Origin of the sequence: Lactobacillus corticis, assembly GCF_018327645.1 — a bacterium.
GTDB lineage: Bacteria > Bacillota > Bacilli > Lactobacillales > Lactobacillaceae > Lactobacillus > Lactobacillus corticis.
Map to the genome: position 1 here is coordinate 145,889 of NZ_BMAY01000003.1, position 24,971 is coordinate 170,859.

Genomic DNA, 24,971 nt, shown 5'->3' on the forward strand with positions numbered 1-24,971 from the left:
CATGGCTTTACGAGTAGCAATTTTAGCCTCGGGCAATGGGACCAATTTTGAAGCTTTGACTAAAGCCTTTCAAGCTGGCAACATTCCTGGCCAAGAAGTGCTTTTGTTTGCCAATCACCACGACGCGCCGGTTTTAGCCCGCGCTAAGCGGTTAGGCGTTCCGGCGGAATGTTTTACAGTTAAAGAATGTGGCAGCAAGGAAGCGTATGAGCAGAGGTTGCTGAAGCTTTTAAAAAAATATCAGGTCGATTTTATCCTCTTAGCAGGATATTTACGAATCGTTGGACCGGCAATTTTAGCAGCCTATCCTGAAAAAATTATCAACTTGCATCCGGCTTTATTGCCCAAATACCCAGGGCTTGATTCAATTGAACGGGCCTATCGGGCAGGCGAAAAATATACTGGGGTAACCGTCCATTTTATCGACCAAGAATTAGATCATGGTCCGGTCATTGCTCAAGAAAAAGTCGTCATTAATCCCGATGACACCTTAGAAACGCTTACTGAGCGGGTGCATGAGACGGAACATCGATTGTTTCCCAAAGCAGTTAGTCAAGTTTTAGCAGCAGAATTAGCAAAGGAAAAGCAAAAATGAAACGAGCTTTAATCAGCGTCAGTGATAAAGAAAATTTAGTACCATTTGTTCAAAAATTAGTTTCTTTGGGGTTTGAAATTGTTTCAACCGGCGGCACCAAGCGTGTCCTTGATGAAGCGGGAATTAACACGATTAGTGTTGAAGAGGTTACTGGTTTTCCCGAAATTTTGGATGGCCGGGTAAAAACGCTTAATCCCTATATCCATGCTGGCCTCTTAGCTAAGCGCAGCAATCCAGAACATTTGGCAACGCTTAAAGAACACCACATTACGCCAATTGATCTGGTTTGCGTCAACTTGTACCCATTTAAAGAAACAATCATGAAGCCGGGAGTTGAACTTGCTGAAGCAATTGAAAATATTGATATTGGTGGTCCATCCTTGCTGCGAGCAGCTTCCAAGAACTACCAAGATGTTACGGTAGTTACTGATAAGGCTGATTACGACCAAGTGATCAAAGAACTTAGTGCGGGTGAAGTCAGCCAAGAAACGCGTTTTCAATTAGCAGCTAAAGCTTTTCGCTTGACGGCCAGCTACGACAGCTTGATTTCGCAATATTTAACCAAGCAGGTGGGTGTCGAAGACCCTGAAAAATTAACCCTGACTTATGATTTGGATGAAAAAATGCGTTATGGCGAAAATTCCCACCAGGCAGCTTGGCTGTATCGGGATGCTTTGCCAAAGGCTTTCTCAATTTTAGCGGCCAAGCAATTGCATGGCAAAAAGCTGTCCTATAACAACATCAAAGATGCTGACGAGGCGCTAAGAGCGATTCGGGAATTCCAAGACCAGCCAACTGTCGTTGCCATGAAACATATGAACCCTTGCGGCATTGGCCGCGGCAAGACGCTGGAAGAAGCTTGGGACCGCGCCTATGAAGCTGATTCGGTTTCGATTTTTGGCGGGGTAATTGCCTTAAATCGGCCAGTTGATTTGGCCACGGCTGAAAAAATGCACAAGATTTTTCTAGAAATTGTCATTGCTCCAGGTTTTGACCCTGATGCTTTAGAAGTGTTGGCAAAAAAGAAGAACATTCGGCTGCTGGAACTGGACTTTGACCATGAAAATGAAGCTCCGCGCTTAGAAACCGTGTCAGTCATGGGAGGAATTTTGGCCCAAGAACAAGATGTTTTAGCAGAAGACCCAACCACTTGGCAAGTTGTAACCAAAACTACGCCTACTGCCGAACAATTGGAAACCATGTTGTTTGCTTGGAAGGCCGTCAAACACACCAAGTCCAATGCTATCGTAGTTGCCAATAATGAACGTACTTTAGGAGTCGGTGCCGGGCAACCCAACCGCATTGACTCAGCCAAAATTGCCATCAAGCATGCTGATCCGATCGATGAGCGAGCAGTTTTGGCATCTGATGCCTTCTTCCCCTTTGATGACTGTGTACAAGCTGCTGGCGAGGCCGGCATTAAGGCGATTGTGCAGCCTGGCGGTTCAATCAGGGATGAAGATTCAATCAAGATGGCCGATAAATACGGCATTGCCATGGTCTTTACCGGTATTCGGCACTTTAGACACTAGGAGCAAGCAGAATGAAGCAAAATTTGCGTTTATTGGTAATTGGGCGTGGCGGCCGCGAATTTGCGATTGCCAAGCAATTGCTGGCTAGTCCGCGGGTAGCTGAAGTTTATTGTGCACCGGGTAATCCCGGCATGGCAGAAATTAATGTTAAAACAGTTCCGATTGATGAACTAGACTTTGAGCAATTGCTGAAGTTTGCGGTTGAAAAGCAAATTGACTGGACTTTCGTGGGGCCAGAAGACGCCTTGTGTGCCGGGATTGTTGATAAATTTCAGGCGGCCGGTCAATTAATTTTTGGTCCCAATCAGCGAGCTGCCCAATTGGAAGGTTCCAAGGACTATGCGCTGCGCTTTATGCGGAAATATCACGTTCCTACTGCCAGGTTTGAAACTTTTACTAGTGAAGCTGCGGCCAAAGCAGGAATCGCAGATTTCGGCTTTCCGCTAGTCGTTAAAGCTGATGGTTTAGCGGGCGGCAAGGGCGTAATTATTGCCCAAGACCAGCAAGAGGCAGAGGACGCCCTGGCAAAGTTATTTAAGTTTAGCCAGGCAGTCGTCTTGGAAGAATTCTTGACCGGGCCGGAATATTCCATGTTTGTGGTGGTTTCTGGACAAAATTGCGCATTTTGCCGATGGCCCAGGACCACAAACGGGCCTATGATGGCGACCGGGGTCCTAATACCGGCGGAATGGGTTCGTACAGTCCCGTACCGCAATTAGCGAAAATCGACTACCAGCGGATGGTTGAGGAAGTGGTGAAGCCAACCGTAGCAGGCTTAGCTAGCGGCAACTACAACTATCACGGCATTCTTTACATCGGGTTGATGCTGACTAATGACGGGCCAAAAGTCATCGAATATAATGTCCGTTTGGGCGATCCCGAAACCCAAGTCGTTTTGCCGCGTTTGGCTAGCGATTTTGCAGAAATTTGTGATTGTGCGGTAAGAAACCAGGCTTTACCCGAAGTTAAAGAAAACAAACAAGCAATTTTGGGCGTCGTTTTATGCGCTAAAGGCTATCCGCAAAATCCGAAATCGGGGTTTAAATTGCCCGGATTGCCAGCTGATCCAAATATCTTTATTGATTATGCTAATGTAGCCGGCCAAACTGGCAATTTAACCGCTGCCGGTGGGCGTATTTTGATGGTGATCAGCAGCCAAGATAGCTTGCCTAAAGCCTATCAAGCAGTTTATAACTACCTCAAAGGCGTTTCCAGCGATCATGTTTTTTACCGGCACGATATTGGAAAAAAAGCCTTAGCTGAGCACTAAGCGGTTTGTTATCAGACTGATTAAAGTTATAATTGGAACAGGACTTAACCACGTTTTTATTAGCCATTGCTAATTAGAAAGGATTTGCCAATGCCGACAGATATTGAAATTGCTGACGCTGCAACCTTGCAACCAATCGAAAAAATTGCCGAAAAGCTCGGACTTTCCGCTGATGAAATAGAACCATACGGTCACTATAAAGCTAAGATTAACTTGCCGCTAGCTCATAAGCCTGCTGGCAAAAAGGGCAAGCTGGTACTGGTTACTGCTGTTAATCCGACGCCAGCTGGTGAAGGTAAAACGACGGTTTTAATCGGCTTAGGGGATGCCATGAACAAGCTTGGCCACCAAACTACGATTGCCATGCGTGAACCTTCCATGGGACCGGTTTTTGGGATCAAAGGGGGAGCTACTGGTGGTGGTTTAGCCCAAGTTGCCCCGATGGAAGACATTAATTTGCACTTTACCGGCGACCTGCATGCTTTAACCAGTGCCAATAATACGCTGGCTGCTTTGATCGACAACTATATCATGCGTGAAAATAAGGCAAGACTTGATCCAAGGCGGATTATTTGGAAACGCTGCGACGATGTCAATGACCGGGCACTGCGCAAGATTAACACCGGCCTTGGCGGAATCATGCAAGGCATTCCGCGGGAGACGGGGTTTGACATTACGGCTGCTTCAGAATTAATGGCGATTCTATGTTTATCACGTGATTTACATGACTTAAAGGAACGGATCGGGCGCATCATTGTAGGCTATTCGTTTGAAAAGAAACCAGTCACCGTAGATGATTTAGGCTTTACTGATGCGATTGCCATCTTGCTAAAGGATGCCTTAAAGCCAAACCTAGTCCAAAGTTTAGGCGGGACGCCTGCCGTTGTTCATGGTGGACCATTTGCTAATATTGCTCATGGCTGCAACTCGGTCTTAGCCACCCAAACGGCCATGGATTTGTCTGATTATACAGTTACGGAAGCCGGCTTTGGTGCTGACTTGGGAGCAGAAAAGTTCTTAGACATTAAGCGGCCGGTTTTGGGCAAGACCCCTGATGCAGTGGTCTTAGTTGCTACCGCTCGGGCCCTAAAGCACAATGCCGGAGTGGCTAAGGATAAGCTGAATGATGAAGACGTTGACGCCGTTAAAGCCGGTTTGCCAAACTTGGAACGGCACATTCAAAACCTGCAGCGGTACAACTTGCCCGTAGTTGTTGCGATCAACCACTTCAGCTCAACTGATGCCGAAAATCAAGCAATTGCCGATGGCGTTGCCAAATACGGCGTGAAGGCTATTTTGGCAGATGAATGGGCCAAAGGCGGCGACGGTGCACTGGAATTAGCTGCCGAAGTTGTCCGTCTGACTGAACAGCCATTCACTTTCTCGCCTCTTTACGATTACAATGACAGCTTAGAAAACAAGTTGACGACCATTGCTACTAAGATTTACGGTGCTAAAGATGTGGTCTTTAGTTCAAAGGCCAGCAAGCAATTGAAGCAATTCGAAGAAGCTGGTTGGGGCAATTTGCCAGTATGTATTGCCAAGACCCAATATTCTTTCTCCGATGATCAAACTAAATTGGGTGCTCCAAGCAATTTTGACTTCCATATTCGTGAATTGGTGCCAAAATTAGGCGCCGGTTTCATTGTTGCTTTATCTGGTTCAATCATGACCATGCCGGGCTTATCTAAACATCCGGCAGCTGAAAACATGACGATTTCTGATGATGGTAAAATAACCGGATTGTTCTAAAAATAAACTAAAAGCTTCTGCAGATGCAGAAGCTTTTCTTGTTAAAAGAAATTTTGAAAATCGTATTTTATTGTCCGGTAGGTTTGCCGATCGCTGCCACGATAGTAGTACGATCTGATAACTTTACCATTTTTGTCATATTCACTAAAGACGCCACCAAGGCCAGAATCAATAATTATTTTTCCGTGATAATCTTGAGCACTAGCAACATAGTTTGACTTAGGAACCCGGAATTCCTTGATGAGTTTGTAAGTTCTATTGTTCTCATCAACAAGGTATTTGTAGTACAAGGAGTAGTTGCCTTTAACCGTATTATTGTTCCTATCCATTTCTGTGTAGGCTGACCAGTTGAAGTTAGGGCGAGAATCCATCATAGCATAGTTATTATTGAACATGTACAAGTAGTATTGACCGTGTTTAAGTTTGGCACTGTGCTCAATCATGACCGTATGCTGACCAGCACTATTTAAAAAACTGCCTTTTTGTTTAAGCAGATATTTTGAATAATTGCCCACGCCTTGCCAAACGCTCTTATCTGAAATAAAGTAATCAATTTTGACTTTGCCAGAAACATTGCCAAGTTTCATGATGGTCGAAGTTTCACGAGAGCTCACAACTAATGAATTTTTGCTGGCCTGGATGGTATTCAGGTGCACAGGGTCGTGCAGACCGCGGTTAGCACTATGTTTTTCTAAGCCAGTTGCTTGGCGGTAGAGTTGCGGCAGGATTTGTTTCAGATCAATGACCTTAGTGATTTTACCAGTTTTGATGTTGATCTTGATAATCTGATCCTCAACCCGTTTGGCCTTTGTCTTAGCTTTGATACTGGTAGCTAAGGCCCAGAGGTGATTTCCTTGGATAATATAATCGTGATGCAATTCATAGCCTTGCTTTTTAGTATTAATGATCGCTGTGATTTGGCCTACATGATTCATCACGGCGATTTTGCCGCTGCTAATAGCGTAATACATGTGATGTTTGCGGAAGTTTAATCTCATTGAGTTATAAGACTCAATGGGAAATTCAGCTCTTATAGTTCCGCTATTATCAATTAAATAGGTTGATCTGCGAGTTTTTGAAGCCTTGTCGCCTATCATGGCAAATAAACCTTGAGATGGTTTCTCGGAACTGGGGCCATAAACTAAGCGGTAGCTGTTATAGTCAGTTTTTGCTAGCTTGGGTGCAATATACTCAAAAGTAGTTGAGTGCTGATTGCCACTTTTATCGGTAGTGGTTAAGGTGATCTTATTTTTTACTCCGGCAACGGCCCCGATTAGTTCATTTTCATGAATTCGCTGGTAGCCGTTTTTGCTATAAAGCGTTCCGCTATAATCCTCATAGCCTTTAGCTCTGACGCGGTAGGTAACCTTGGTTGGCAGTGAGGTCTTGAAATAGACATATAAACCTGAAGTATTAGTCTTATATGGATTGGCAATCAAAAGTGGGGAAGCGAGGGTATAAGTTTTAGCTTTTTTCAATTTGGTCAAACGCTGATCAATTGCGTTTTGCGTTTTTAAATTAAAAACTGCGCTAGTAGTAGATACCTTCAACCCTTGGTAATTCAGCTTTTGAATTTTGGTCTGGTTGGTTACAGGAGTGGTTTTCCAGATTAGTTCTGGTTTTAAAGTTTGACGATGACGATAAGCCCAAACTCCGGTGAGCAATATCCCGGTTATTAATACGATCACGGCAATCGGACGGTAGTGCTTTTTCAATTATCTTCGCTCCATTCTTTACCAAATAAGCATAGCGAAAAGCTTCTGATCATTGCAAATAGAATTAAGTTTTACTACAACCTGCTCATAACAAAAACACCACGGTCATGTATAATCGTGGTGTTTTGTTGGTTATTTAAAGTAGTAACCCTTGAAACTGTATTTGTAGGTCCGGTAAGTTAAAGCGCTCTTGCCGCGGAAGGTCCAAGTACGGATCTTTTTGCCGTTAGTTGTGTATTCCAAGATTTGGTTCTCTTGTCCGGATGCTACCACAATGGTGTTAGCCATATTTTCGACATCGCTGACAAAGTTAGATTTTGGAACTCTGAACCACTTAACCAGCTTGTAGGTTCCCTTGTTTTCATCAACCAAGTACTTGTAGTAAAGCGAATAATTGCCGTTGATTGAATTATTATTCTTGTCGCCTGAAGTGTAATTAGTCCACTTAAAGCTGGTCAAAGAATCACGCAAACCGTAGTTGTTATTAAACATGTAGAGGTAATATTGGCCACTCTTCAGTTTAGAACTGCGTTCGATGGTTACCGAGTGTTGCCCAGCGGTGTTGAGATAGTTGCCGCCAGTTTGCTTGAGCAGCAGGTTAGTGTAGCCAATTTGTGACCATTGACTCTGGTTAGAAATCATGTAGTCAATCTTTGGCGTTGCGTTGACACCATTGATTTTAATAATAGTGGAAGTTTCTCTAGATGAAACTATAATGCTGTTGCCATTATATACTTGGATCGTGTTCAAGTGGACAATGTCATGTTTACCCTTGTTATAAGTGTGTTTATCAAGACCGGTGGCAGTGGAGAAGAGCTTCGGCAACAAGGTTCTCATATTGATTTTCTTAACGATCTTGCCAGTCTTGGTATTAATCTTAATGATTTGATCTTCAACGTAATATTTGCCATTCTCTTTATTGTTGATCTTGCTTGCCAAAGACCAAATATTGCCGTCACTATCTAAAACGTAGTCATGATGGACATCATAACCTTGCTTTTCGGTATTGATGACTTGGGTGACTTGACCTAAACGGTTTATCTTGGCGAAACCGCCCCGACTGATACCTAAATACATTTGCTGATCGCTAGTGAAGTTCAACCGCATTGAGTTGTAGCCAATGATTGGTACTTCGCCACGGATAACGCCGTTATTGTCGATATAGTAAGTCGACCGGATGGTGCTTGAAGCTTGATTGCCCATCACCGCAAACAAACCGTTTGAAAGCTTTTGCTTACTTGCATAAGTTTTTACCTTATAGGTATTGGCAACAGTTGATTGCAGCTTGTTAGGCGTGTAGGTAAAGGTGGTGGTCGTCTTCTTGCCACTCTTGGTTGTGGCAGTTAGCGTAATCGTGTTCTTAACCCCGGCTACCGCCCCAATTAGTTGATATTCATGCGTCTTGGCGTAAGTCCCATTCGGGTTGTAAAGCGTATTTGAATATGAGGCATAACCCTTAGCCTTGACCGTGTATGAAATTTTAACGGCCTTATCTGTCTTAAAGTAGAGGTAGAGCCCAGTAGTATTGGTTAGATACGGGTCAGACACAACCAAGGGGTTTTTAAATGAATAATTTTTTTCTGATTTTAAACTCGCCAGTTTCTTAGCGATCGCTTGCTGGTTTGAGGTGTTATAGATGTCAGCTACGCTAGAAATGTTTAGATCTGAATAATTTAGGGTTTTAACATTGGACCCTTTATCTGAAATCAGCTTGTTAATATTCCACTTTTTACCAAGTTGATTATTTTGACTTGCGCTTTTAGCGGTACTTTTGACATAGCTAGTGCTATTAGTCGAAGTTTGGGAACTCGATGAAGAATTATCATCATTGCTGCAGCCAAATAAGAGGCTGCCAGTTAAAATAATGACCGCTGAGGTCGTGATCTTCTTTACTATTTGCATATCAATACTCCTATAGAATAACTAATCCATTAGGAATATTAGGAAAAATGTGTGAATGATCAAAGATATATTTGTGTCTAAAATATGAAAAAAGCAAGAAGAATCAACGAAGATCAGATGCCCATTATATTAGCATTTTTAAATAAAAAATAATGACTAACAATAAAAGAAGTTGTTAGTCATTATTAATACACAGCTGTTAAAATTATTTACCCCATGCCCAAGGATCCTCATGCCAGTGTTTCAATAAATCATATTGTTCACTTGATAAATGGCCACCAGCTTTTTCCGCCTTCAAAAGTTCCGGGTAGGAAAGCAGGGGGGCATATGCAACTTCGCTTTTGGCAAAGTTGGCCTTAGCATCAGGTAAATAATAGGTAAAGATTGAACTTACCCCGATTACCTGGCCACCTTCTTTTTGGGTTGCCCGAACGGCTTCAAGCACTGAACCGCCAGTGGTGATCAGGTCATCAAGCAAAACGATTTTGTCTTGCTTGGTGAAGCGGCCTTCAATTTGCCGCCCCTTGCCATGATCTTTTGGCTTTGGCCGCACATAAATCATTGGCAGCTTAAGTTTCGAAGCAACTAAAGCAGCATGCGGAATGCCTGCCGTAGCAACCCCGCCGATGACCGTTGCTTCTGGGAAACGTTCCTTAATTAAGGCTGCCAGGTCACTAGTAATCATATCCCAGAGTTCCGGGTAGGAAATAGTTAGCCGCAAATCAGTGTAGATGGGTGACTTCATGCCACTAGCATAAGTAAAAGGCTTATCTGGTGAAATAGTAATGATTTTTTCCTTGATCAATTCGTCGATGATTGCTTGGGTATGCATTAGTTAAACTCCTTTTTTATTGCTTCATAGGCTGCTTGAGGATCACTGGCTAAAGTAATTGGCCGGCCGACCACGAGGGCACTTGAGCCAAATTCTTTAGCTTGGCTAGGCGTGGCAATCCGGCTTTGGTCGTCGCTGGCACTAGTCTTAGGCCGAATACCGGGAGTAACATAGAGAAAATCTTCGCCCACCTTGGCCCGCAAGGCTTGAACTTCTAGCGGCGAGCAAATTACGCCATCTGCCCCGGCAGCTTTCGCCGTTTTAGCTAGGCTGACTACTTGCTCTTTCATCGGCAAGCGGCAGTTTTGCTCTTCAGCTAAAACTTGGTCTGAAATTGACGTTAATTCAGTCACGGCTAACAGTTTAGGAAGATTGTGGCCGGCTGGGTTGCCTTCAATTAATCCTGCTTTAGCAGCTTCAATCATCTTGCTGCCGCCTAAAGCGTGAACTGTCGTATAGTCAATTCCTAATTTAGCAATCTGCTTGGCTGCGTTATAAACCGTGTTGGGAATATCGTGCAGTTTTAAGTCTAAAAATATCTTGTAACCTTTTTGACTAAGTTCTCTGACAGGCTCAGCTCCTAAACCATAAAAAATTTCCATCCCCAGTTTCAGGTAAACTTCTTGAGGATCTCCCAATTGACCTACCAGCTGGTTGAGGCGTGTCGGATTAGCTGTATCTAGTGCTACGAATACTGGTCGCATTATTTTTCCTCCGCATGAAAAAAAGCCTATACCGGCTGCAAAGAGGCAGCAAGCATAGACTTGCTCAGGCAAAGTTAAAATGTTCAGTTAACTTGCGGTCTCTCTGTACCGTTTAAAGTTGATTTACCATGATTCTAGCATCATCTACGAGAAATTGCAAACTCAATTTCCCACTTGTTTCTGGAATAGAAATTGTGCTAAATTTGGTTTGAGAAAAATAAAGAATGTCAGTGAGCGTTCATTTTTGGAGGAACAATATGACAAAGATAGCTGTTAAGATCCCTGGTTTAACGATGAAGAACCCTTTGATGCCGGCTAGCGGCACTTTTGGTTTTGGCGATACGCCAGCCAGCACCAAGTTTGATTTGAATCAAATGGGTGCCATGGTGATGAAGACTGCCACAGTCAGCAGCCGGACCGGTAATCCGCAACCTCAGATCAAAGTTTTGGAAGATGGGGTTTTGAATTCAGTCGGCTTGACTAATCCAGGCGTCGACAGCGTAGTTGCCGATAAAATTTTGCCATTCAAGGCCAAGTATCCAGATTTGCCAATCGTTGCCAGTGTAGGTGGCTCAAGCGTTGCCGACTATGTGGAAGTGGCTGGTAAATTAGCTAATTCTGGTGCGGTAAGTGCCCTAGAAATCAATGTTTCCTGCCCGAATGTGGCTAATGGCGGGATGCACTTTGGAACTGACCCAGAAGTGGTTGAAAACTTAACCAGCAAGGTGAAAGCAGCTAGTGGCCAGGTTCCGATTTACGTTAAGTTAACCCCCAACGTGACCGATATTGCGGTGATTGCCAAAGCTGCCGAAAATGGCGGGGCTGATGGGGTGTCGCTAATCAACACGATATTAGGCCTGGAGATCGACTTAAAGACCTGCCGGCCTGTCTTAGGCAATAATTATGGCGGTTTATCGGGTCAAAGCGTGCAACCGGTAGCTTTGCGCATGGTTAACCAGGTTTACCAGGCAGTTAAGCTTCCGATTATTGGCATGGGCGGAATTGCTACCGCTGAAGACGTAGCTAAGTTCATGTTGGCTGGTGCCAGTGCCGTAGCGGTTGGGACTGCCCACTTCAAGGATAGTTTGGCGATCCCGCATATTGCGGCAGAACTTCCACGAGTCCTTGATGAGATGGGAGTAAGCGACATTAACGACTTAGTTGGACAACTGAAATTTAATTAGTGTTTTTCCTTGACAAGAGCCTAGATTTTTCATACTCTTGTAGATGATCAATGACCTTTAAAATTAGTCCCGTGAGGCTAGCAAGGCAACCTAAAGTTTGACTTTAACACTGCTCCTAGTCTACCCGGACTAGGAGCTTTTTCATGGAGGTTACTATGGCAAAAGAAATTTGGGATGCTGCCGGCATGAAGCGGGCGCTGACGCGAATCACTTATGAAATTATTGAAAACAACAAGGGGACTGATAATTTAGTTCTGGTTGGCATTAAGACGCGTGGCGTTTACTTGGCTCAGCGGATTCATGACCGCATTAAAAAGCTCGAAGGGGCCGATGTTCCGATGGGTGAATTGGATATCACCCTTTACCGGGATGATCGTCACGATGCGCGTTTGAAGCAAGATCCAGTGGTCAATAATGGTGAAGTTGGTGTTGACGTTGAAGGCAAGCACGTGGTGCTGGTTGATGATGTCATTTACACCGGCCGGACCATTCGTGCAGCGATGGATGCCTTAGTTGATAATGGCCGTCCCGCTTCAATCAGTGTTGCGATCCTGGTTGACCGCGGACATCGTGAATTGCCGATCCGTGCCGATTTTGTCGGTAAAAACATTCCAACCTCAAGTGATGAACAAGTTGCCGTTCAGGTAGCTGAACTTGATGGTCAAGATCGCGTTGAATTGAAATCATTATAAAAGACAACCATTTTAATTGACTCCAGAGAGGGCCGAAAAGGGTTGGCGGCTGTTTTGTGGCAGCCGCAGTTTAACCTGAGCCCGGAGTATCTGCTTCGGGCTCTTTTTTTGCAGAAAGAGTAGGACAATGGAAGATTTGCAGTTAGTCAAATTACCGCATTTTGTCAGTGTTGAAAATTTAACGGAAGCAGAAGTTACCGCCTTGATTGAACGGGCTGAATATTTTAAGCAGGGTGGAGCTCCTGAAAAATTAACCCATCCGGTATATGCAGCCAACATGTTCTTTGAAGATTCAAGCCGGACTCATACCAGCTTTGAAATGGCCGAACGGAAATTAGGCTTGACCGTCATTCCGTTTGATCCTGCTCACTCAAGCGTCAACAAGGGCGAAACCTTATATGACACTTCCTTAATTATGAACGCCGTTGGCGTTGACATCGAAGTCATCCGCCACCGGCAAAACAATTACTATGACCAATTAATCAACTTAAAACCAGCTCAGCACTTAAATATTGGGGTCGTAAACGCTGGTGACGGCAGCGGGCAGCACCCATCACAATGCATGCTGGATATGATGACGATTCATGAACACTTTGGCCATTTCAAAGGGCTAAAGGTAGCAATTGTCGGCGACATCACCAATTCCCGCGTGGCCAAGTCCAACATGGAATTGTTGACGCGCTTAGGCGCCGAAGTTTACTTCTCAGGTCCGGAATTCTGGTATTCCAAGGAATACGACCGCTACGGCAAGTACCTGCCGCTTGATGAACTGGTTGACAAGATGGATGTCATGATGCTGCTCAGGGTGCAGCATGAACGCCATGAAGGCGATCGCCACGAGGCAGCTTTCAATGCTCAGCGTTACCATGAAAAATATGGTATTAACCATGAACGCTACAACCGGATGAAGGATGATGCCATTATCATGCACCCAGGTCCGATCAACCACGACGTTGAATTAGCCGGCGACTTGGTTGAAAGCAAAAAGAGCATGTTCTTCCGGCAAATGCAAAATGGCGTCTTTATGAGAATGGCGATGCTGGAAGCAGTATTGCGCGGACGCAAGTTAGGAGGGCTGAAGTAATGCTTTTGATCAAAAACGGCCTAGTTTACTTAGACGGAAACTTGACCAAAACCGATATTTTAATTGACAACAACAAAATTAAGGCAATCGGGACTGGCTTTGAAGCTGAGCAAGTAATTGACGCTGAAGGAAAATTAGTAACGCCTGGCTTGGTTGATGTGCATGTCCACTACCGCGAACCAGGGCAAACATATAAGGAAGATATTGCTACTGGTTCAAGAGCTGGAGCCCGGGGCGGTTTTACTACGACCTTAGCCATGCCCAACGTCATTCCTACGCCAGACACGCCAGAATTAATGCAGCAAATGGTCAAAGCTAACCGGGAAAAAGGCATCATTCATGTTTTGCAATATGCGCCAATTACCGCCGGCGAAACCAGTGATGAGATCCTGGACTATAAGGGCTTGAAGAAAGCAGGGGCAGTTGCCCTTTCTAACGACGGTCACGGCGTACAAAATGCCCGGACCATGTATTTAGCCATGCAAAAGGCAGCAGACAATGATTTAATTGTCGCCAGCCACTGCCAAGACGACAGCTTATTCAATCACGGCGTCATTAATGAGGGACCAAAAGCTACCGAGCTTGATCTGCCAGGGATTAGCGAGTTAGCCGAAACGACCCAAATTGCGCGTGACTTGTTGCTGGCTGAAAAGACCGGAGTGCATTATCACATTTGCCATGTTTCAACCAGAACCAGCGTCGACTTGGTTAGAATGGCTAAGGCTCGCGGGATCAATGTGACTTGTGAAGCAGCACCGCACCACTTATTGCTGAGTGACAGCCAAATTCCTGGCAATGATCCTTACTACAAGATGAATCCGCCTTTGCGGTCAAGGAGTGATGTTGATGCCTTAGTTGAAGGTTTGCTAGACGGAACAATCGATATGATTGCCACCGACCATGCACCTCATGCTAAAAAGGAAAAAACTGGCGACATGCGGGATGCAGCCTTTGGGATTACAGGCAGCGAAACCTGCTTCAGCATGCTGTACACCAAGTTTGTCAAACCGGGCATCTTTGCTTTGGAAGATTTATTGGATTGGCTTACCATTATGCCAGCTGAAAACTTTGGCTTGGAAAACTGCGGTCAAATCAAGCCTGGAGCTGAAGCTGATTTAGCAATCTTTGACTTAGACCATCCCGTAACGCTTAAAGAAAGCGATTATCTATCTAAGGGCGTCAATACGCCATTTACTGGACAAGAGGTCTACGGCTCAACTTGGATGACCTTGGTCAGCGGACAAAAAGTTTACGAAAGGGGCAATTAAGATGCGCTACTTGATTTTGGAAGATGGTTCAATTTATGCCGGTGAGGGCTTTGGTTCTGACCGCGAAACAACTGGTGAAGTAGTTTTCACCACGGGGATGACTGGTTATCAAGAAGCTATCACCGACCAATCATATGCCGATCAGATATTGGTTTTCACTAATCCCTTGATCGGTAATTATGGAGTTACCTTAGCGGACTTGGAATCACTTGAACCTGGCATTAAAGGCGTAATTTGTCATGAAGTAGCGCGCCGCCCCGACAATTGGCGGATGCAGCAAACTTTGCCTGACTTTTTAAAGCGGATCGATGTTCCGGGCTTAAGCGGGATTGATACTCGTGAGCTGGTTAAAAAATTACGGGAACACGGAACTTTAAGAGGTGCCATCACTGATTCAAAACAAGCAGCTGAACAAATTGCCAGCGATTTAAGCCGGACTAATATCACGGCCGGCATTGTTAAGCGGGTTTCAACCAAAAACTCCTATCCGGTTCCTGGTTCTAAACGCAATATTGTAGTTGTTGATTTTGGCATTAAGCACAGTATTTTGCGCGAACTGGCTGAACGTGACTGCAATGCCATTGTTTTGCCATATACTGCAACCGCTGAAGAAATTTTAGGCTTGGATCCAGATGGCGTCCTGTTATCAAATGGACCTGGCGACCCAATGGAATTGACCGAAGCTGCTAAAATGGTCCGCGAAGTTGAAAAACATGTGCCGGTATTTGGCATCTGCATGGGCCACCAAGTATTTGCCTTAGCTAACGGGGCCAAGACCTACAAGATGAAGTTTGGCCACCGCGGTTTCAACCACCCAGTTAGAGAAATTGCGACGGGCAACATTGGCTTTACTTCGCAAAACCACGGTTATGCGGTCGATCCCGACAGCGTGCCAAAAGATGAGTTAATGGTTACCCACGTTGAAGTCAATGACGGAACGGTTGAAGGGTTGCGTCATCGCCGCTATCCAGCATTTTCAGTCCAGTTCCACCCAGATGCAACTCCGGGACCACACGATGAAGTTTCCCTGTTTGATGACTTTATGCATATGATTGATGAAAGAAAGGACCAACGTCATGCCTAAAAGAACTGATATTCACAAAATTATGGTGATTGGATCAGGCCCAATCATTATTGGTCAAGCTGCCGAATTTGACTATTCAGGGACCCAGGCATGTTTGGCCTTAAGAGAAGAAGGGTATGAAGTTGTGCTGGTAAATTCCAATCCTGCCACCATCATGACTGATACCACCATCGCTGATAAGGTTTATCTTGAACCCTTAACAGTTGAGTCGATTTCCCGGATTATTCGCCAAGAATATCCAGATGCGATTCTGCCGACTTTGGGCGGTCAAGTAGGGTTAAACATGGCCTTAGCTTTAGCTAAGAGCGGAATTTTGGATGAATTGCACATTGAACTTTTAGGTACCAAATTGCAATCCATCGAAGAAGCCGAAGACCGGGAACAATTCAAGGAATTATGTCAACGTTTAGGCGAACCGGTTGCCCCTTCTAAGACGGTTAATACTGTCGAAGATGCCTTGGACTTTGGTGAAGAAATCGGCTATCCGATCATTGTGCGGCCTGCCTTTACCATGGGCGGTACCGGCGGCGGCATCTGCAACAATCGCGAAGAATTAGCTAGAATTGCCAAAAATGGTTTGGAGCTTTCACCAGTTACTGAATGTTTGATTGAAAAATCGATCGCCGGCTATAAAGAAATCGAATTTGAAGTAATGCGCGACCATGACGACAATGCCATGATTGTCTGCTGTATGGAAAACTTCGATCCCGTGGGGATCCACACTGGCGATTCGATCGTCTTTTCGCCAAACCAAACATTGTCTGATAAAGAATATGAAAGACTGCGCGATTGTGCTCTGAACTTGATTCGGGCTTTGAAGATTGAAGGTGGCTGCAACGTTCAGCTAGCCCTTGATCCTAACAGCTTTAACTATGATGTCATCGAAGTTAATCCGCGGGTTTCCCGGTCATCAGCTTTAGCAAGTAAGGCAACGGGCTATCCAATTGCCAAGATGGCTGCGAAAATTGCTGTTGGCTTGACGCTGGACGAAATCAAGAACCCCGTAACTGGAACCACTTTTGCGGAATTTGAACCAGCTCTAGACTATGTTGTCTGCAAGATCCCACGCTGGCCATTTGACAAATTTGCCAAAGCTGACCGAAAATTGGGAACGCAGATGAAAGCAACCGGGGAAGTTATGGCGATCGGGAGAACAGCTGAAGAAGCCTTTCAAAAAGCTGTCCGGTCACTGGAAATTGATGAAAAAGATCTTTTCTCTGAAGAAGCGCACCAAGCTAGCGACGCCAAGCTTGAACAAAAATTGGTCAAGGCGCAAGATGACCGCTTGTTCTACTTGGCCGAAGCCTTTAGACGCGGCTACAGCATGGAAGACTTGCATGAATTGACCAAGATCAACTTCTACTTCTTGGATATCGTTAAGCATATGGTCGAAATGGAAGGCGAAATTGCCGCTAACCCTTCAGATCCAGATGTTTTGCGCCTAGCCAAACGATACGGCTTCAGTGATCAAACCATTGCCAATTTGTGGCAGCAAGACTTTGATCAAGTCCGCAATTTGCGCAAAGAAAATGGCATCGTACCTGTCTACAAGATGGTTGATACCTGTGCAGCCGAATTTGCTTCTTCAACGCCTTACTACTACTCAAGCTATGAATCTGAAAATGAAAGTGCCAAAGACAGCAAAAAATCTGTCTTAGTAATTGGTTCTGGCCCGATTCGGATTGGTCAAGGGGTTGAATTTGACTATGCTACGGTTCACTGTGTTAAGGCTTTACAGAAGATGGGTTATGAAGCCATCGTCGTCAACTCTAACCCCGAAACAGTTTCAACCGACTTTTCGATCTCTGACAAGCTGTACTTTGAACCGTTAACTTTGGAAGATGTTTTAAATATTTGCGACTTGGAACAGCCAGAAGGCGTCATTGTCCAATTTGGTGGCCAAACTTCAATTAACCTGGCGCAAGGCTTGACTGACCACGGCATCAAGATTTTAGGAACCAGCGTCAAAGACCTTGACCGGGCAGAAGACCGGGAACTGTTTGACCAAATCATCAAAGAGCTTGGTTTGAAGCAGCCTAAAGGCTTGACCGCCACGACCCATGACGGAGTTGTAGCAGCTGCTGAAGAATTAGGTTATCCTGTCTTGGTTCGCCCAAGTTATGTCCTCGGCGGCAAAGCCATGGAAATTGTTTATAACCGGGATGAACTAGAAGAGTACCTCCATGACCACGTAGCCATTGCCAGCGACCACCCGATTTTGGTTGACGACTATTTGGACGGCCGGGAATGTGATGTTGACGCAATTTGCGATGGCGAAACGGTGCTTTTGCCAGGAATTATGGAACACATTGAACATGCCGGAGTTCACTCTGGTGACTCCATGGCCGTTTATCCGCCACAAACCTTCTCTGATGAAGTCAAGGAAAAAATTACCGAGGTGACGCGCAAATTAGCTTTGAAGCTGAACTGCCACGGCATTATGAACATTCAGTTTATTGTGCGCAACGGGGATGTTTATGTCATTGAAGTTAACCCGCGGGCCAGCCGGACGGTTCCATTCTTGTCAAAGATTACGGGAATCGAAATGGCCCAGGTTGCTACTCGGGTAATCATGGGTGAAAGCTTGACTTCACAAGGCTTTAGCGATGGTTTAGCCCCTGAGCCGGAAATGATCTCAGTCAAAGCCCCAGTCTTCAGCTTTAGCAAGCTGGCGGACGTCGACAGTTATTTGGGGCCAGAAATGAAATCAACTGGTGAAGTGATGGGCAGCGACCACACCTTTGCCAAAGCTTTATACAAGGCTTTTGAAGGCTGCAACATGCACCTGCCTGAAAACGGCAATGTCTTGTTAACTATTGAAGATCGGGACAAGGCAACCATCTTGCCAATCGCCAAGCGTTTTGCCCGGATCGGCTACCGCCTGTTTGCTACCAAAGGCACGGCTGAATATCTGAAGGACAACGGCCTCTATGTTGAAGCCGTAGGCAAGGTGCACGATCAGGGAGACCACAATATTTTGCATGTCCTGCGCAATGAAAAGATTGATTTGGTAATCAATACCATGGGCCATGATGTTGAAAAGAATTCTGATGGCTTCATTATCAGACAAATGGCTATTCAGCAAAATATTCCTTTGTTGACTGCTTTAGATACGGCTGAAGCCTTACTAAAGGCCTTAGAAAACCGTTCATTTGCAACTGAAAGTTTAGCCTAAGTTAAGAAAAATTAACGCTTCGCAAATTAACTAATTTGGGAAGCGTTTTTATTTGCTACAATGAACTCAAGTCATTGGTGAGTAAAACAGAAAGGACTATCATGGCAGTTTTAGAAGTTAAAGATCTGCACGTTGAAGTCGTAGACCAAGAAAAAAAGATAAGCAAAGAAATTTTAAAAGGCGTTAATTTGACGGTTAAAACCGGTGAAATCCACGCCATCATGGGGCCCAACGGGACAGGGAAGTCAACCCTGTCAGAAACGATTATGGGCAATCCTAGATATCACGTAACGAGTGGGCAAATCTTGCTGAACGGTGAGAATATTGTTGGCATGCCGGTAGATGAACGGGCGCGCAAGGGGTTGTTTTTAGCCATGCAATATCCGGCCGAAGTGCCTGGGGTAACCAACACCGAATTCTTGCGTGCTGCCATTAATGCCCGCCGGCCGAAGGACAATCCCGTGCCAATTCGGGAATTTTTGCAAGAGCTGGACAAGAATATGGATTTATTGGACATGAAGCAGTCGATGACCGAACGCTATCTTAATGAAGGCTTTTCTGGCGGTGAAAAGAAGCGGAACGAAATTCTGCAAATGCTGATGATCAAACCGAGCTTTGGCATTTTGGATGAAATTGACTCCGGTCTTGATATCGATGCCTTAAGAGTGGTTGCGCGCGGGGTTAATGCCATGCGCGGCGACAATTTTGGCGCTTTAATGATTACCCACTACCAGCGGCTATTGGATTACATTGTCCCTGATGTGGTTCATGTCATGATGGGCGGCAAGGTAGTTAAGGATGGCGGTCCAGACCTTGCCAAAAAGCTGGAAGATGAAGGCTATGCCGGTTTAAGAGATGAACTGGGCCTTGATATTGAATTAGTTGATGAAAACTAGGTGGCGTGATGGTTAATACAGAAGTCGATTTTTGGGAAAAACGCCGCCAAGCAGCCTTAGCTGCTTATGAAACTGGCAAATTGCCATATATCCAGCGGTTCCATTATCAAGATTGGACGCTCTTTGATGAAACTCAGCCCTTGGCCAGCGACAGCGGTCTGCTTGATCAAGCTTTGTTAAAGACCGATCCGCAGCAAATCAAAATTGTGCAGTTTGGTAAAAGCACAATTTTAATTCAGGTCCCGGAAAAATTGCTCCAGGCTGGTTTAATAGTTTGTGATTTAAAGACGGCGTTAAAAGAGCATCCCGACCTGATCGAAAAATATTATATGACCCAGGTCATTAAACCGGATGAAAATAAACTTTTAAGCTATCATGCTGCTTTTTGTGAAGCAGGATTAGTGATTTATGTCCCAGCTAAGATGGAATTGGCTGAACCAATTGAAGTTGAACTGGTCGGGGATGCAACGCGCAAACAGCCGTGGCTGCACCATTTGTTGCTAATTGCTGGGGCAAATAGCTCCTTGAAATTTGTGCAGCACTTGTCAACCATCGGCGAGCAGCCCCAAATAGCCAATTTGGTTGCGGAAGTTGTAGCTGGGCCTAACAGTCATATTGAATTTTCATCTTTGGATGAAGTTGGCAAAAATACCACTTTGTACTTTAACCGGCGGGCTAACTTAGATGCTGACAGCCATCTTGAGTGGAATTGTGCCTTTATGAATGATGCTGACAGCATCGGCGATGTCTGCTCAGAATTAGTTGGACAAGGGAGTTATGGTTATTCTAAAGCCATTGCCGTTACTGCCGGGGATGAACAAATGGCCGTTAACAATTTGGTTATCAACCGCGGCCGCCATACTACCGGTTTGATTAATCAAAGGGGAGTTTTGCTTGATAACTCTAAGTTGATTTTTAACGGAATCGGGCAAATTGTGCATGGCGCCTCAGGCTCCAAGGCTGACCAAAAGAATCGCGTTTTGATGATGTCCGACAATGCTCACGGGGATGCCAATCCGCTTTTGTTGATTGACGAAAATGACGTGGTTGCCGCCCATGCCGCCAGCGTCGGTCCTGTTGATCCGGTGCAAATGAATTACTTAATGAGTCGCGGAATCCCATATCCCAAGGCTGAGAGAATGGTAATTCATGGCTTTCTCGATGCGGTTTTAAGCGGGATGCCAAAGGGCATGGTGCGTGATCGGATGCTGACAATCCTAGAAAGGAAGCTGATCCATGGGCAGCGTCAACGCTTTAGCGAAGTCTGATTTTCCCTTGCTGAGACGGTCGGTAAACGGCCAGCGGCTGTGTTACTTAGACAGTGCTGCTACTACGCCCATGCCGCAAGCAATTGGTGAAAAACTGCAGACCTTTTACGCCCAGAGTTATTCCAGCGTTCACCGCAGCGTGAATTCCCTTGGCCTAGAGACCACTAATGCCTATGAGCATGCTCGAAGCAAGGTGGCTAAATTTATCAATGCGGATCCAGCCGAAGTGATTTTTACTTCAGGAGCAACTGCCAGTCTTAATTTAGTCGCTGAATCTTGGGGAAGGGAAAACATCCACCAAGGTGATGAAATTGTGCTAGCCGTGAGCGAGCACCATTCCAACTTCCTGCCATGGCAGCAGTTAGCCCAAGCTGTTGGTGCCAAATTGCGGCTAATTAAGTTAAATGACCAAGAAGAGTTGGACCTCATTCAAGCCAAGAGTTTATTTAATGAAAAAACTAAATTGCTGGCTTTAGCACAGGTTTCCAACGTTTTAGGCAGCGAAAATCCAGTTGCTGAGTTAATTAGCATGGCCCACCAAGTCGGGGCAATTTGCGTGATCGACGGTGCGCAAGCAATTCCTCATGAAAGAATTGATGTGCGCCAGATGGACTGTGATTTTTATGCTTTTTCTGGTCATAAAATGCTCGGTCCGACGGGCATCGGCGTTTTATACGGCAAAAAAGCACTTTTGGAGCAAATGCCGCCAGCTCACTTTGGTGGCGGCATGATCAATTATCTTGATCACGGACAAGCTACTTGGGAAGCCGTGCCGGAAAAATTTGAAGCTGGTACTCCCAATACCGTTGGTGCAATTGGTCTTGGATATGCAATTGATTATTTAAACAAAATCGGTTTTAAAAATATTGAACAGCATAACCAAGAACTAATGAATTATCTGCTGCCAAAACTTGCTGCCAACCCAGGCGTAAAAATTTATGGTCAAGGGCAAAAGCTGGGAGTTGTCAGCTTCAATTTGGCTGGCATTCATCCCCATGATGCCGCCACGCTGTTTGATCAATTTGGCGTTGAAGTTCGGGCAGGCCACCATTGCGCCCTGCCGCTGATGCAGGAGTTAGGAATCCCGGCCAGCATTAGAGCCAGTTTCTACATATATAATGATCAGGCAGATTGTGATCGGTTATTAGAGGCGATTAAACAGACACAGGAGTTTTTCAATGAGTCTTGCTGATATGCGAAGTTTGTATCAAGCCGTGGTTTTGGATCATGCCGCCCATCCTCGTCATAAAGGGGAATTAAGCGATTATAATGCTGCTAGCACTGTCCATAATCCTAGCTGCGGCGATACCATCAAATTATTTTTACAAATTGACCAAGACAAAATTACTGCTGCCAGCTTTACGGGAAGCGGCTGTACCATCAGCCAGGCCTCGGCTAGTTTGTTGACCGAGGCGGTAATTGGCAAAACCACGGCGCAATGTCTGGCGATGGCTAAAGCTTTTTCCAACTTAGCAACCGGCCAAGAAGCTGACCAAAAAAGCATTGCTTTACTTGGCGACAGTGCAATTATGACCACGGTCATGCAGTTTCCGGCGCGCATCAAATGTGCCACGATTAGCTGGTGGGCGCTAGATGAAGCAATTATCAAAATGAAAGGACATCCAAATGACTAAAGCAGAAGATATAGTCAAAGATGAGGATTACCAGTTCGGTTTCCACGATGATATTGATCCGGAATTTTCAACCGGACGCGGATTATCAGAGGCAGTCATTCGGGCAATTTCCAAAGAAAAAAATGAACCGCAATGGATGCTGGATTATCGCTTGAAGTCTTACGAGATTTATCAACAAATGCCCATGCCCAGCTACGGTCCAAGTTTAGCTGATCTGAAATTGGATGAGATGCTTTACTACCAAAAATTTACCAAGAAAAAATATCGTGATTGGGATGAGGTGCCCGCTGAAATTAAGGAGACCTTTGACCGCTTGGGCGTGCCTGAAGCCGAGCGGAAATATTTGGCTGGCTCCGGAGCACAGTACGAATCGGAAATGGTCTACCACAATATGAAACAGGAGTTTGATAAGCAAGGCATTATCTTTACCGATACTGATACGGCTTTACAAAAGTATCCGGAGCTCTTTAAAAAATACTTTGGCAAGATTGTTGATCCGCATTCCAACAAATTTGCGGCCTTAAATGGCGCGGTCTGGTCGGGCGGCAGTTTCATTTATGTTCCTAAAGGCGTTAAAGTAACCACGCCAATTCAAGCATATTTCCGCTTAAACAGTGAAAATTCAGGGCAATTTGAACGGACCCTGATCATTGTGGACGAAGGAGCAAGCCTTGATTATGTTGAAGGCTGTACTGCTCCAACTTATTCATCAGATTCGCTGCATGCCGCTGTTGTTGAAGTAAATGTGTTAGACAATGCCTACACGCGCTACACGACGATTCAAAACTGGTCGGATAACGTGTATAGTTTGGAAACCAAACGGGCAGCTGCTGGCAAAAATGCCACCATGGAATGGGTTGACGGCAACTTAGGGGCAAAAGTTACGATGAAGTATCCAGCTGTTTATTTGAATGGTGAGGGTGCTCGCGGAACCATGCTGTCGATTGCCGTCGCTCACCACGGGGTACACCAAGATTCAGGTTGCCGGATGCTGCACAATGCTCCTAATACTTCAAGTTCAATTGTCTCTAAGTCAATTGCCAAGGGTGGCGGGTCGACTGACTATCGCGGGACCGTCAATTTTGGCAAAAATTCTAGCGGGTCCAAGTCCCATGTTGAATGTGACACCATCATTATGGACGATCAATCAAGTTCCGATACGATCCCAACTAATGCCATTGAAAATTCTAATGTTGCGATGGAACATGAAGCCACTGTTTCCAAGATTTCTGATGAGCAGCTGTACTATTTGGAAAGTCGCGGCATCCCCGAACGCAAGGCGACCGAGATGATTATCATGGGCTTTGTTGAGCCATTTACCAAGCAACTCCCGATGGAATATGCGGTTGAACTTAACCGTTTGATCAGTTTCCAGATGGAAGGTGCCATTGGGTAAAAAGTAAAGCGTTTTATAAAAGTGCTTGCATTTTCTCGGGGAAAACTGATAGAATGACTTATCACAGTTTTTATTCGGGAGATAAAAGTACATATGAATATTCTGATTTTATTTTTGCCAGCAATCTGTTGGGGAATCATGCCCCTGATTGTTGGTAAGATTAAAGGCGGCAACGTTTACAACCAGATTATCGGGACGGTAACTGGTGCTTTAGTGTTAGGTTTGGGAACCTTGGCAGTAGCACATCCCCCAATGTCGTGGGAAACTTTTTGGGTGGCCTTTATGGCAGGTGCCTGCTGGGTGATTGGTCAAGCAGGGCAATTTATTTCATATGCCAAGATTGGCGTTTCTGAAACCATGCCAATTTCAACCGGAGCACAATTAATTGGCGTTAGCTTGATTGGTGTTTTGATTTTTGGCGAATGGGCAAGTACTTCAGCTAAAATCTGGGGCTTCTTGGGAATCGCCTGCTTGATTATCGGAGTTTTAGCAACCAGTAAAACCGATGAAGGCACCAGCGAAGGAAGCAAGAGCAATCAAACGGCCACGCTGACGATTTTGCTTTTGACTTCATTAGGCTACATTGCTTCAAGTACCATTCCTAAGAGCATTCAAGCCAATGGCTATTCAATTATTGTTGGTCAAACAGTTGGCATGTTTGTGGCTGGTTTGATCTATGTTTTAGTAACTAAACAAGGTTCCGCCTTAAAAGAAGCCATCAGTTACAAATTTGCCTTGCCAGGCATGGCTTGGGCCTTCGGAGCACTATTTTACAACCTTTCGATGAAGGCTAACGGCGTAAATATGGCCTTTGTCATCTCGCAGCTTTCAGTGGTCATTTCGACTTTAGGCGGGATGCTGTTCTTACATGAACGCAAGAGCAAGCAAGGCATGATTTACACGGCAATCGGCCTGGTTCTGATTGTATTAGGTGCAGTTTTGACAACTATTTTCTAAGCAAACGAAAAGCTCTCCAAATGGAGAGCTT

19 protein-coding genes and 1 pseudogene are annotated in these 24,971 nt (G+C 45.1%); 16 read left to right on the top strand and 4 right to left on the bottom strand.

All coding sequences use genetic code 11. From position 1 onward, the window contains the following. The first annotated feature begins 1 nt into the window (after window position 1). The 4 genes and pseudogenes from purN to KI210_RS03040 all read left to right on the top strand — a co-directional run bounded on the left by purN (window position 2) and on the right by KI210_RS03040 (window position 5,149). Entirely contained in the window at window positions 2–595 is a 594-nt protein-coding gene (purN, locus tag KI210_RS03025; RefSeq protein WP_212780415.1) for a phosphoribosylglycinamide formyltransferase, read from the top strand. Then, window positions 592–2,127: a bifunctional phosphoribosylaminoimidazolecarboxamide formyltransferase/IMP cyclohydrolase gene (gene purH / locus KI210_RS03030; protein WP_212780416.1), complete on the top strand. Its 1,536-nt coding sequence runs from the start codon at window positions 592–594 to the stop codon at window positions 2,125–2,127. The genes purN and purH overlap by 4 nt, the downstream gene beginning before the upstream one ends. A gap of 11 nt (window positions 2,128–2,138) precedes the next feature. Next, a pseudogene (gene purD / locus KI210_RS03035) lies at window positions 2,139–3,397 on the top strand (phosphoribosylamine--glycine ligase). Between the two features lie 90 nt (window positions 3,398–3,487). After that, window positions 3,488–5,149 carry a formate--tetrahydrofolate ligase gene (locus tag KI210_RS03040; protein WP_212780417.1) on the top strand — a complete coding sequence of 554 codons (1,662 nt, stop codon included), beginning with the start codon at window positions 3,488–3,490 and terminating at the stop codon, window positions 5,147–5,149. A 41-nt stretch (window positions 5,150–5,190) separates the two neighbouring features. On the opposite strand, the gene KI210_RS03045 is transcribed toward KI210_RS03040, so the two are convergent. The 4 genes from KI210_RS03045 to pyrF form a co-directional block, all read right to left on the bottom strand. Beyond that, on the bottom strand, window positions 5,191–6,864 hold the full coding sequence (locus KI210_RS03045) for an aryl-sulfate sulfotransferase (protein ID WP_212780418.1): 1,674 nt from the start codon (window positions 6,862–6,864) through the stop codon (window positions 5,191–5,193). Window positions 6,865–6,996: 132 nt separating this feature from the next. Continuing rightward, on the bottom strand, window positions 6,997–8,766 hold the full coding sequence (locus KI210_RS03050; RefSeq protein ID WP_212780419.1) for an aryl-sulfate sulfotransferase: 1,770 nt from the start codon (window positions 8,764–8,766) through the stop codon (window positions 6,997–6,999). Between the two features lie 205 nt (window positions 8,767–8,971). Continuing rightward, the gene (gene pyrE, locus KI210_RS03055) at window positions 8,972–9,598 is read right to left on the bottom strand and encodes an orotate phosphoribosyltransferase (protein ID WP_212780420.1); all 627 of its coding nucleotides are present in this window, start codon (window positions 9,596–9,598) and stop codon (window positions 8,972–8,974) included. Further along, on the bottom strand, window positions 9,598–10,305 hold the full coding sequence (gene pyrF, locus KI210_RS03060) for an orotidine-5'-phosphate decarboxylase (RefSeq protein ID WP_212780462.1): 708 nt from the start codon (window positions 10,303–10,305) through the stop codon (window positions 9,598–9,600). The genes pyrE and pyrF overlap by 1 nt, the downstream gene beginning before the upstream one ends. A 254-nt stretch (window positions 10,306–10,559) precedes the next feature. On the opposite strand from pyrF, the gene KI210_RS03065 reads away from it, so the two are divergent. The 12 genes from KI210_RS03065 (at window position 10,560) to KI210_RS03120 (ending at window position 24,940) form a co-directional block, all read left to right on the top strand. Next, a complete protein-coding gene (locus tag KI210_RS03065) occupies window positions 10,560–11,486 on the top strand; it encodes a dihydroorotate dehydrogenase (protein ID WP_212780421.1) in 927 nt (308 codons plus the stop codon). A 155-nt stretch (window positions 11,487–11,641) separates the two neighbouring features. Further along, a complete protein-coding gene (gene pyrR, locus KI210_RS03070) occupies window positions 11,642–12,178 on the top strand; it encodes a bifunctional pyr operon transcriptional regulator/uracil phosphoribosyltransferase PyrR (RefSeq protein WP_212780422.1) in 537 nt (178 codons plus the stop codon). A gap of 127 nt (window positions 12,179–12,305) precedes the next feature. After that, window positions 12,306–13,262: an aspartate carbamoyltransferase catalytic subunit gene (locus KI210_RS03075; protein ID WP_212780423.1), complete on the top strand. Its 957-nt coding sequence runs from the start codon at window positions 12,306–12,308 to the stop codon at window positions 13,260–13,262. Next, complete coding sequence (gene pyrC / locus KI210_RS03080; RefSeq protein ID WP_212780424.1) at window positions 13,262–14,530, top strand: dihydroorotase; 1,269 nt, start codon at window positions 13,262–13,264, stop codon at window positions 14,528–14,530. Before KI210_RS03075 ends, pyrC begins: the two co-directional genes overlap by 1 nt. Before the next feature lies 1 nt (window position 14,531). Then, window positions 14,532–15,614: a glutamine-hydrolyzing carbamoyl-phosphate synthase small subunit gene (carA, locus tag KI210_RS03085; protein ID WP_212780425.1), complete on the top strand. Its 1,083-nt coding sequence runs from the start codon at window positions 14,532–14,534 to the stop codon at window positions 15,612–15,614. Next, window positions 15,607–18,789 carry a carbamoyl-phosphate synthase large subunit gene (gene carB / locus KI210_RS03090; protein ID WP_212780426.1) on the top strand — a complete coding sequence of 1,061 codons (3,183 nt, stop codon included), beginning with the start codon at window positions 15,607–15,609 and terminating at the stop codon, window positions 18,787–18,789. Before carA ends, carB begins: the two co-directional genes overlap by 8 nt. A 101-nt stretch (window positions 18,790–18,890) precedes the next feature. Then, the gene (gene sufC, locus KI210_RS03095; protein WP_212780427.1) at window positions 18,891–19,685 is read left to right on the top strand and encodes a Fe-S cluster assembly ATPase SufC; all 795 of its coding nucleotides are present in this window, start codon (window positions 18,891–18,893) and stop codon (window positions 19,683–19,685) included. A gap of 8 nt (window positions 19,686–19,693) precedes the next feature. After that, complete coding sequence (gene sufD, locus KI210_RS03100) at window positions 19,694–20,953, top strand: Fe-S cluster assembly protein SufD (protein ID WP_212780428.1); 1,260 nt, start codon at window positions 19,694–19,696, stop codon at window positions 20,951–20,953. Further along, window positions 20,922–22,145, top strand: a complete 1,224-nt coding sequence (locus tag KI210_RS03105; protein WP_212780429.1) for an aminotransferase class V-fold PLP-dependent enzyme — start codon at window positions 20,922–20,924, stop codon at window positions 22,143–22,145. The genes sufD and KI210_RS03105 overlap by 32 nt, the downstream gene beginning before the upstream one ends. Further along, window positions 22,132–22,587: a Fe-S cluster assembly sulfur transfer protein SufU gene (gene sufU / locus KI210_RS03110; protein WP_212780430.1), complete on the top strand. Its 456-nt coding sequence runs from the start codon at window positions 22,132–22,134 to the stop codon at window positions 22,585–22,587. Before KI210_RS03105 ends, sufU begins: the two co-directional genes overlap by 14 nt. Next, on the top strand, window positions 22,580–23,983 hold the full coding sequence (gene sufB / locus KI210_RS03115) for a Fe-S cluster assembly protein SufB (protein WP_212780431.1): 1,404 nt from the start codon (window positions 22,580–22,582) through the stop codon (window positions 23,981–23,983). Before sufU ends, sufB begins: the two co-directional genes overlap by 8 nt. A gap of 93 nt (window positions 23,984–24,076) precedes the next feature. Then, window positions 24,077–24,940 carry a GRP family sugar transporter gene (locus tag KI210_RS03120; RefSeq protein ID WP_212780432.1) on the top strand — a complete coding sequence of 288 codons (864 nt, stop codon included), beginning with the start codon at window positions 24,077–24,079 and terminating at the stop codon, window positions 24,938–24,940. Window positions 24,941–24,971: the final 31 nt, after the last annotated feature.

Coding starts and splice junctions, on each gene's coding strand:
- purN (WP_212780415.1), top strand. CDS start 2: ATGGCTTTACGAGTAGCAATTTTAGCCTCGGGCAATGGGACCAATTTT.
- purH (WP_212780416.1), top strand. CDS start 592: ATGAAACGAGCTTTAATCAGCGTCAGTGATAAAGAAAATTTAGTACCA.
- KI210_RS03040 (WP_212780417.1), top strand. CDS start 3,488: ATGCCGACAGATATTGAAATTGCTGACGCTGCAACCTTGCAACCAATC.
- KI210_RS03050 (WP_212780419.1), bottom strand. CDS start 8,766: ATGCAAATAGTAAAGAAGATCACGACCTCAGCGGTCATTATTTTAACT.
- pyrE (WP_212780420.1), bottom strand. CDS start 9,598: ATGCATACCCAAGCAATCATCGACGAATTGATCAAGGAAAAAATCATT.
- KI210_RS03065 (WP_212780421.1), top strand. CDS start 10,560: ATGACAAAGATAGCTGTTAAGATCCCTGGTTTAACGATGAAGAACCCT.
- pyrR (WP_212780422.1), top strand. CDS start 11,642: ATGGCAAAAGAAATTTGGGATGCTGCCGGCATGAAGCGGGCGCTGACG.
- KI210_RS03075 (WP_212780423.1), top strand. CDS start 12,306: ATGGAAGATTTGCAGTTAGTCAAATTACCGCATTTTGTCAGTGTTGAA.
- pyrC (WP_212780424.1), top strand. CDS start 13,262: ATGCTTTTGATCAAAAACGGCCTAGTTTACTTAGACGGAAACTTGACC.
- carA (WP_212780425.1), top strand. CDS start 14,532: ATGCGCTACTTGATTTTGGAAGATGGTTCAATTTATGCCGGTGAGGGC.
- carB (WP_212780426.1), top strand. CDS start 15,607: ATGCCTAAAAGAACTGATATTCACAAAATTATGGTGATTGGATCAGGC.
- sufC (WP_212780427.1), top strand. CDS start 18,891: ATGGCAGTTTTAGAAGTTAAAGATCTGCACGTTGAAGTCGTAGACCAA.
- sufD (WP_212780428.1), top strand. CDS start 19,694: ATGGTTAATACAGAAGTCGATTTTTGGGAAAAACGCCGCCAAGCAGCC.
- KI210_RS03105 (WP_212780429.1), top strand. CDS start 20,922: ATGGGCAGCGTCAACGCTTTAGCGAAGTCTGATTTTCCCTTGCTGAGA.
- sufU (WP_212780430.1), top strand. CDS start 22,132: ATGAGTCTTGCTGATATGCGAAGTTTGTATCAAGCCGTGGTTTTGGAT.
- sufB (WP_212780431.1), top strand. CDS start 22,580: ATGACTAAAGCAGAAGATATAGTCAAAGATGAGGATTACCAGTTCGGT.
- KI210_RS03120 (WP_212780432.1), top strand. CDS start 24,077: ATGAATATTCTGATTTTATTTTTGCCAGCAATCTGTTGGGGAATCATG.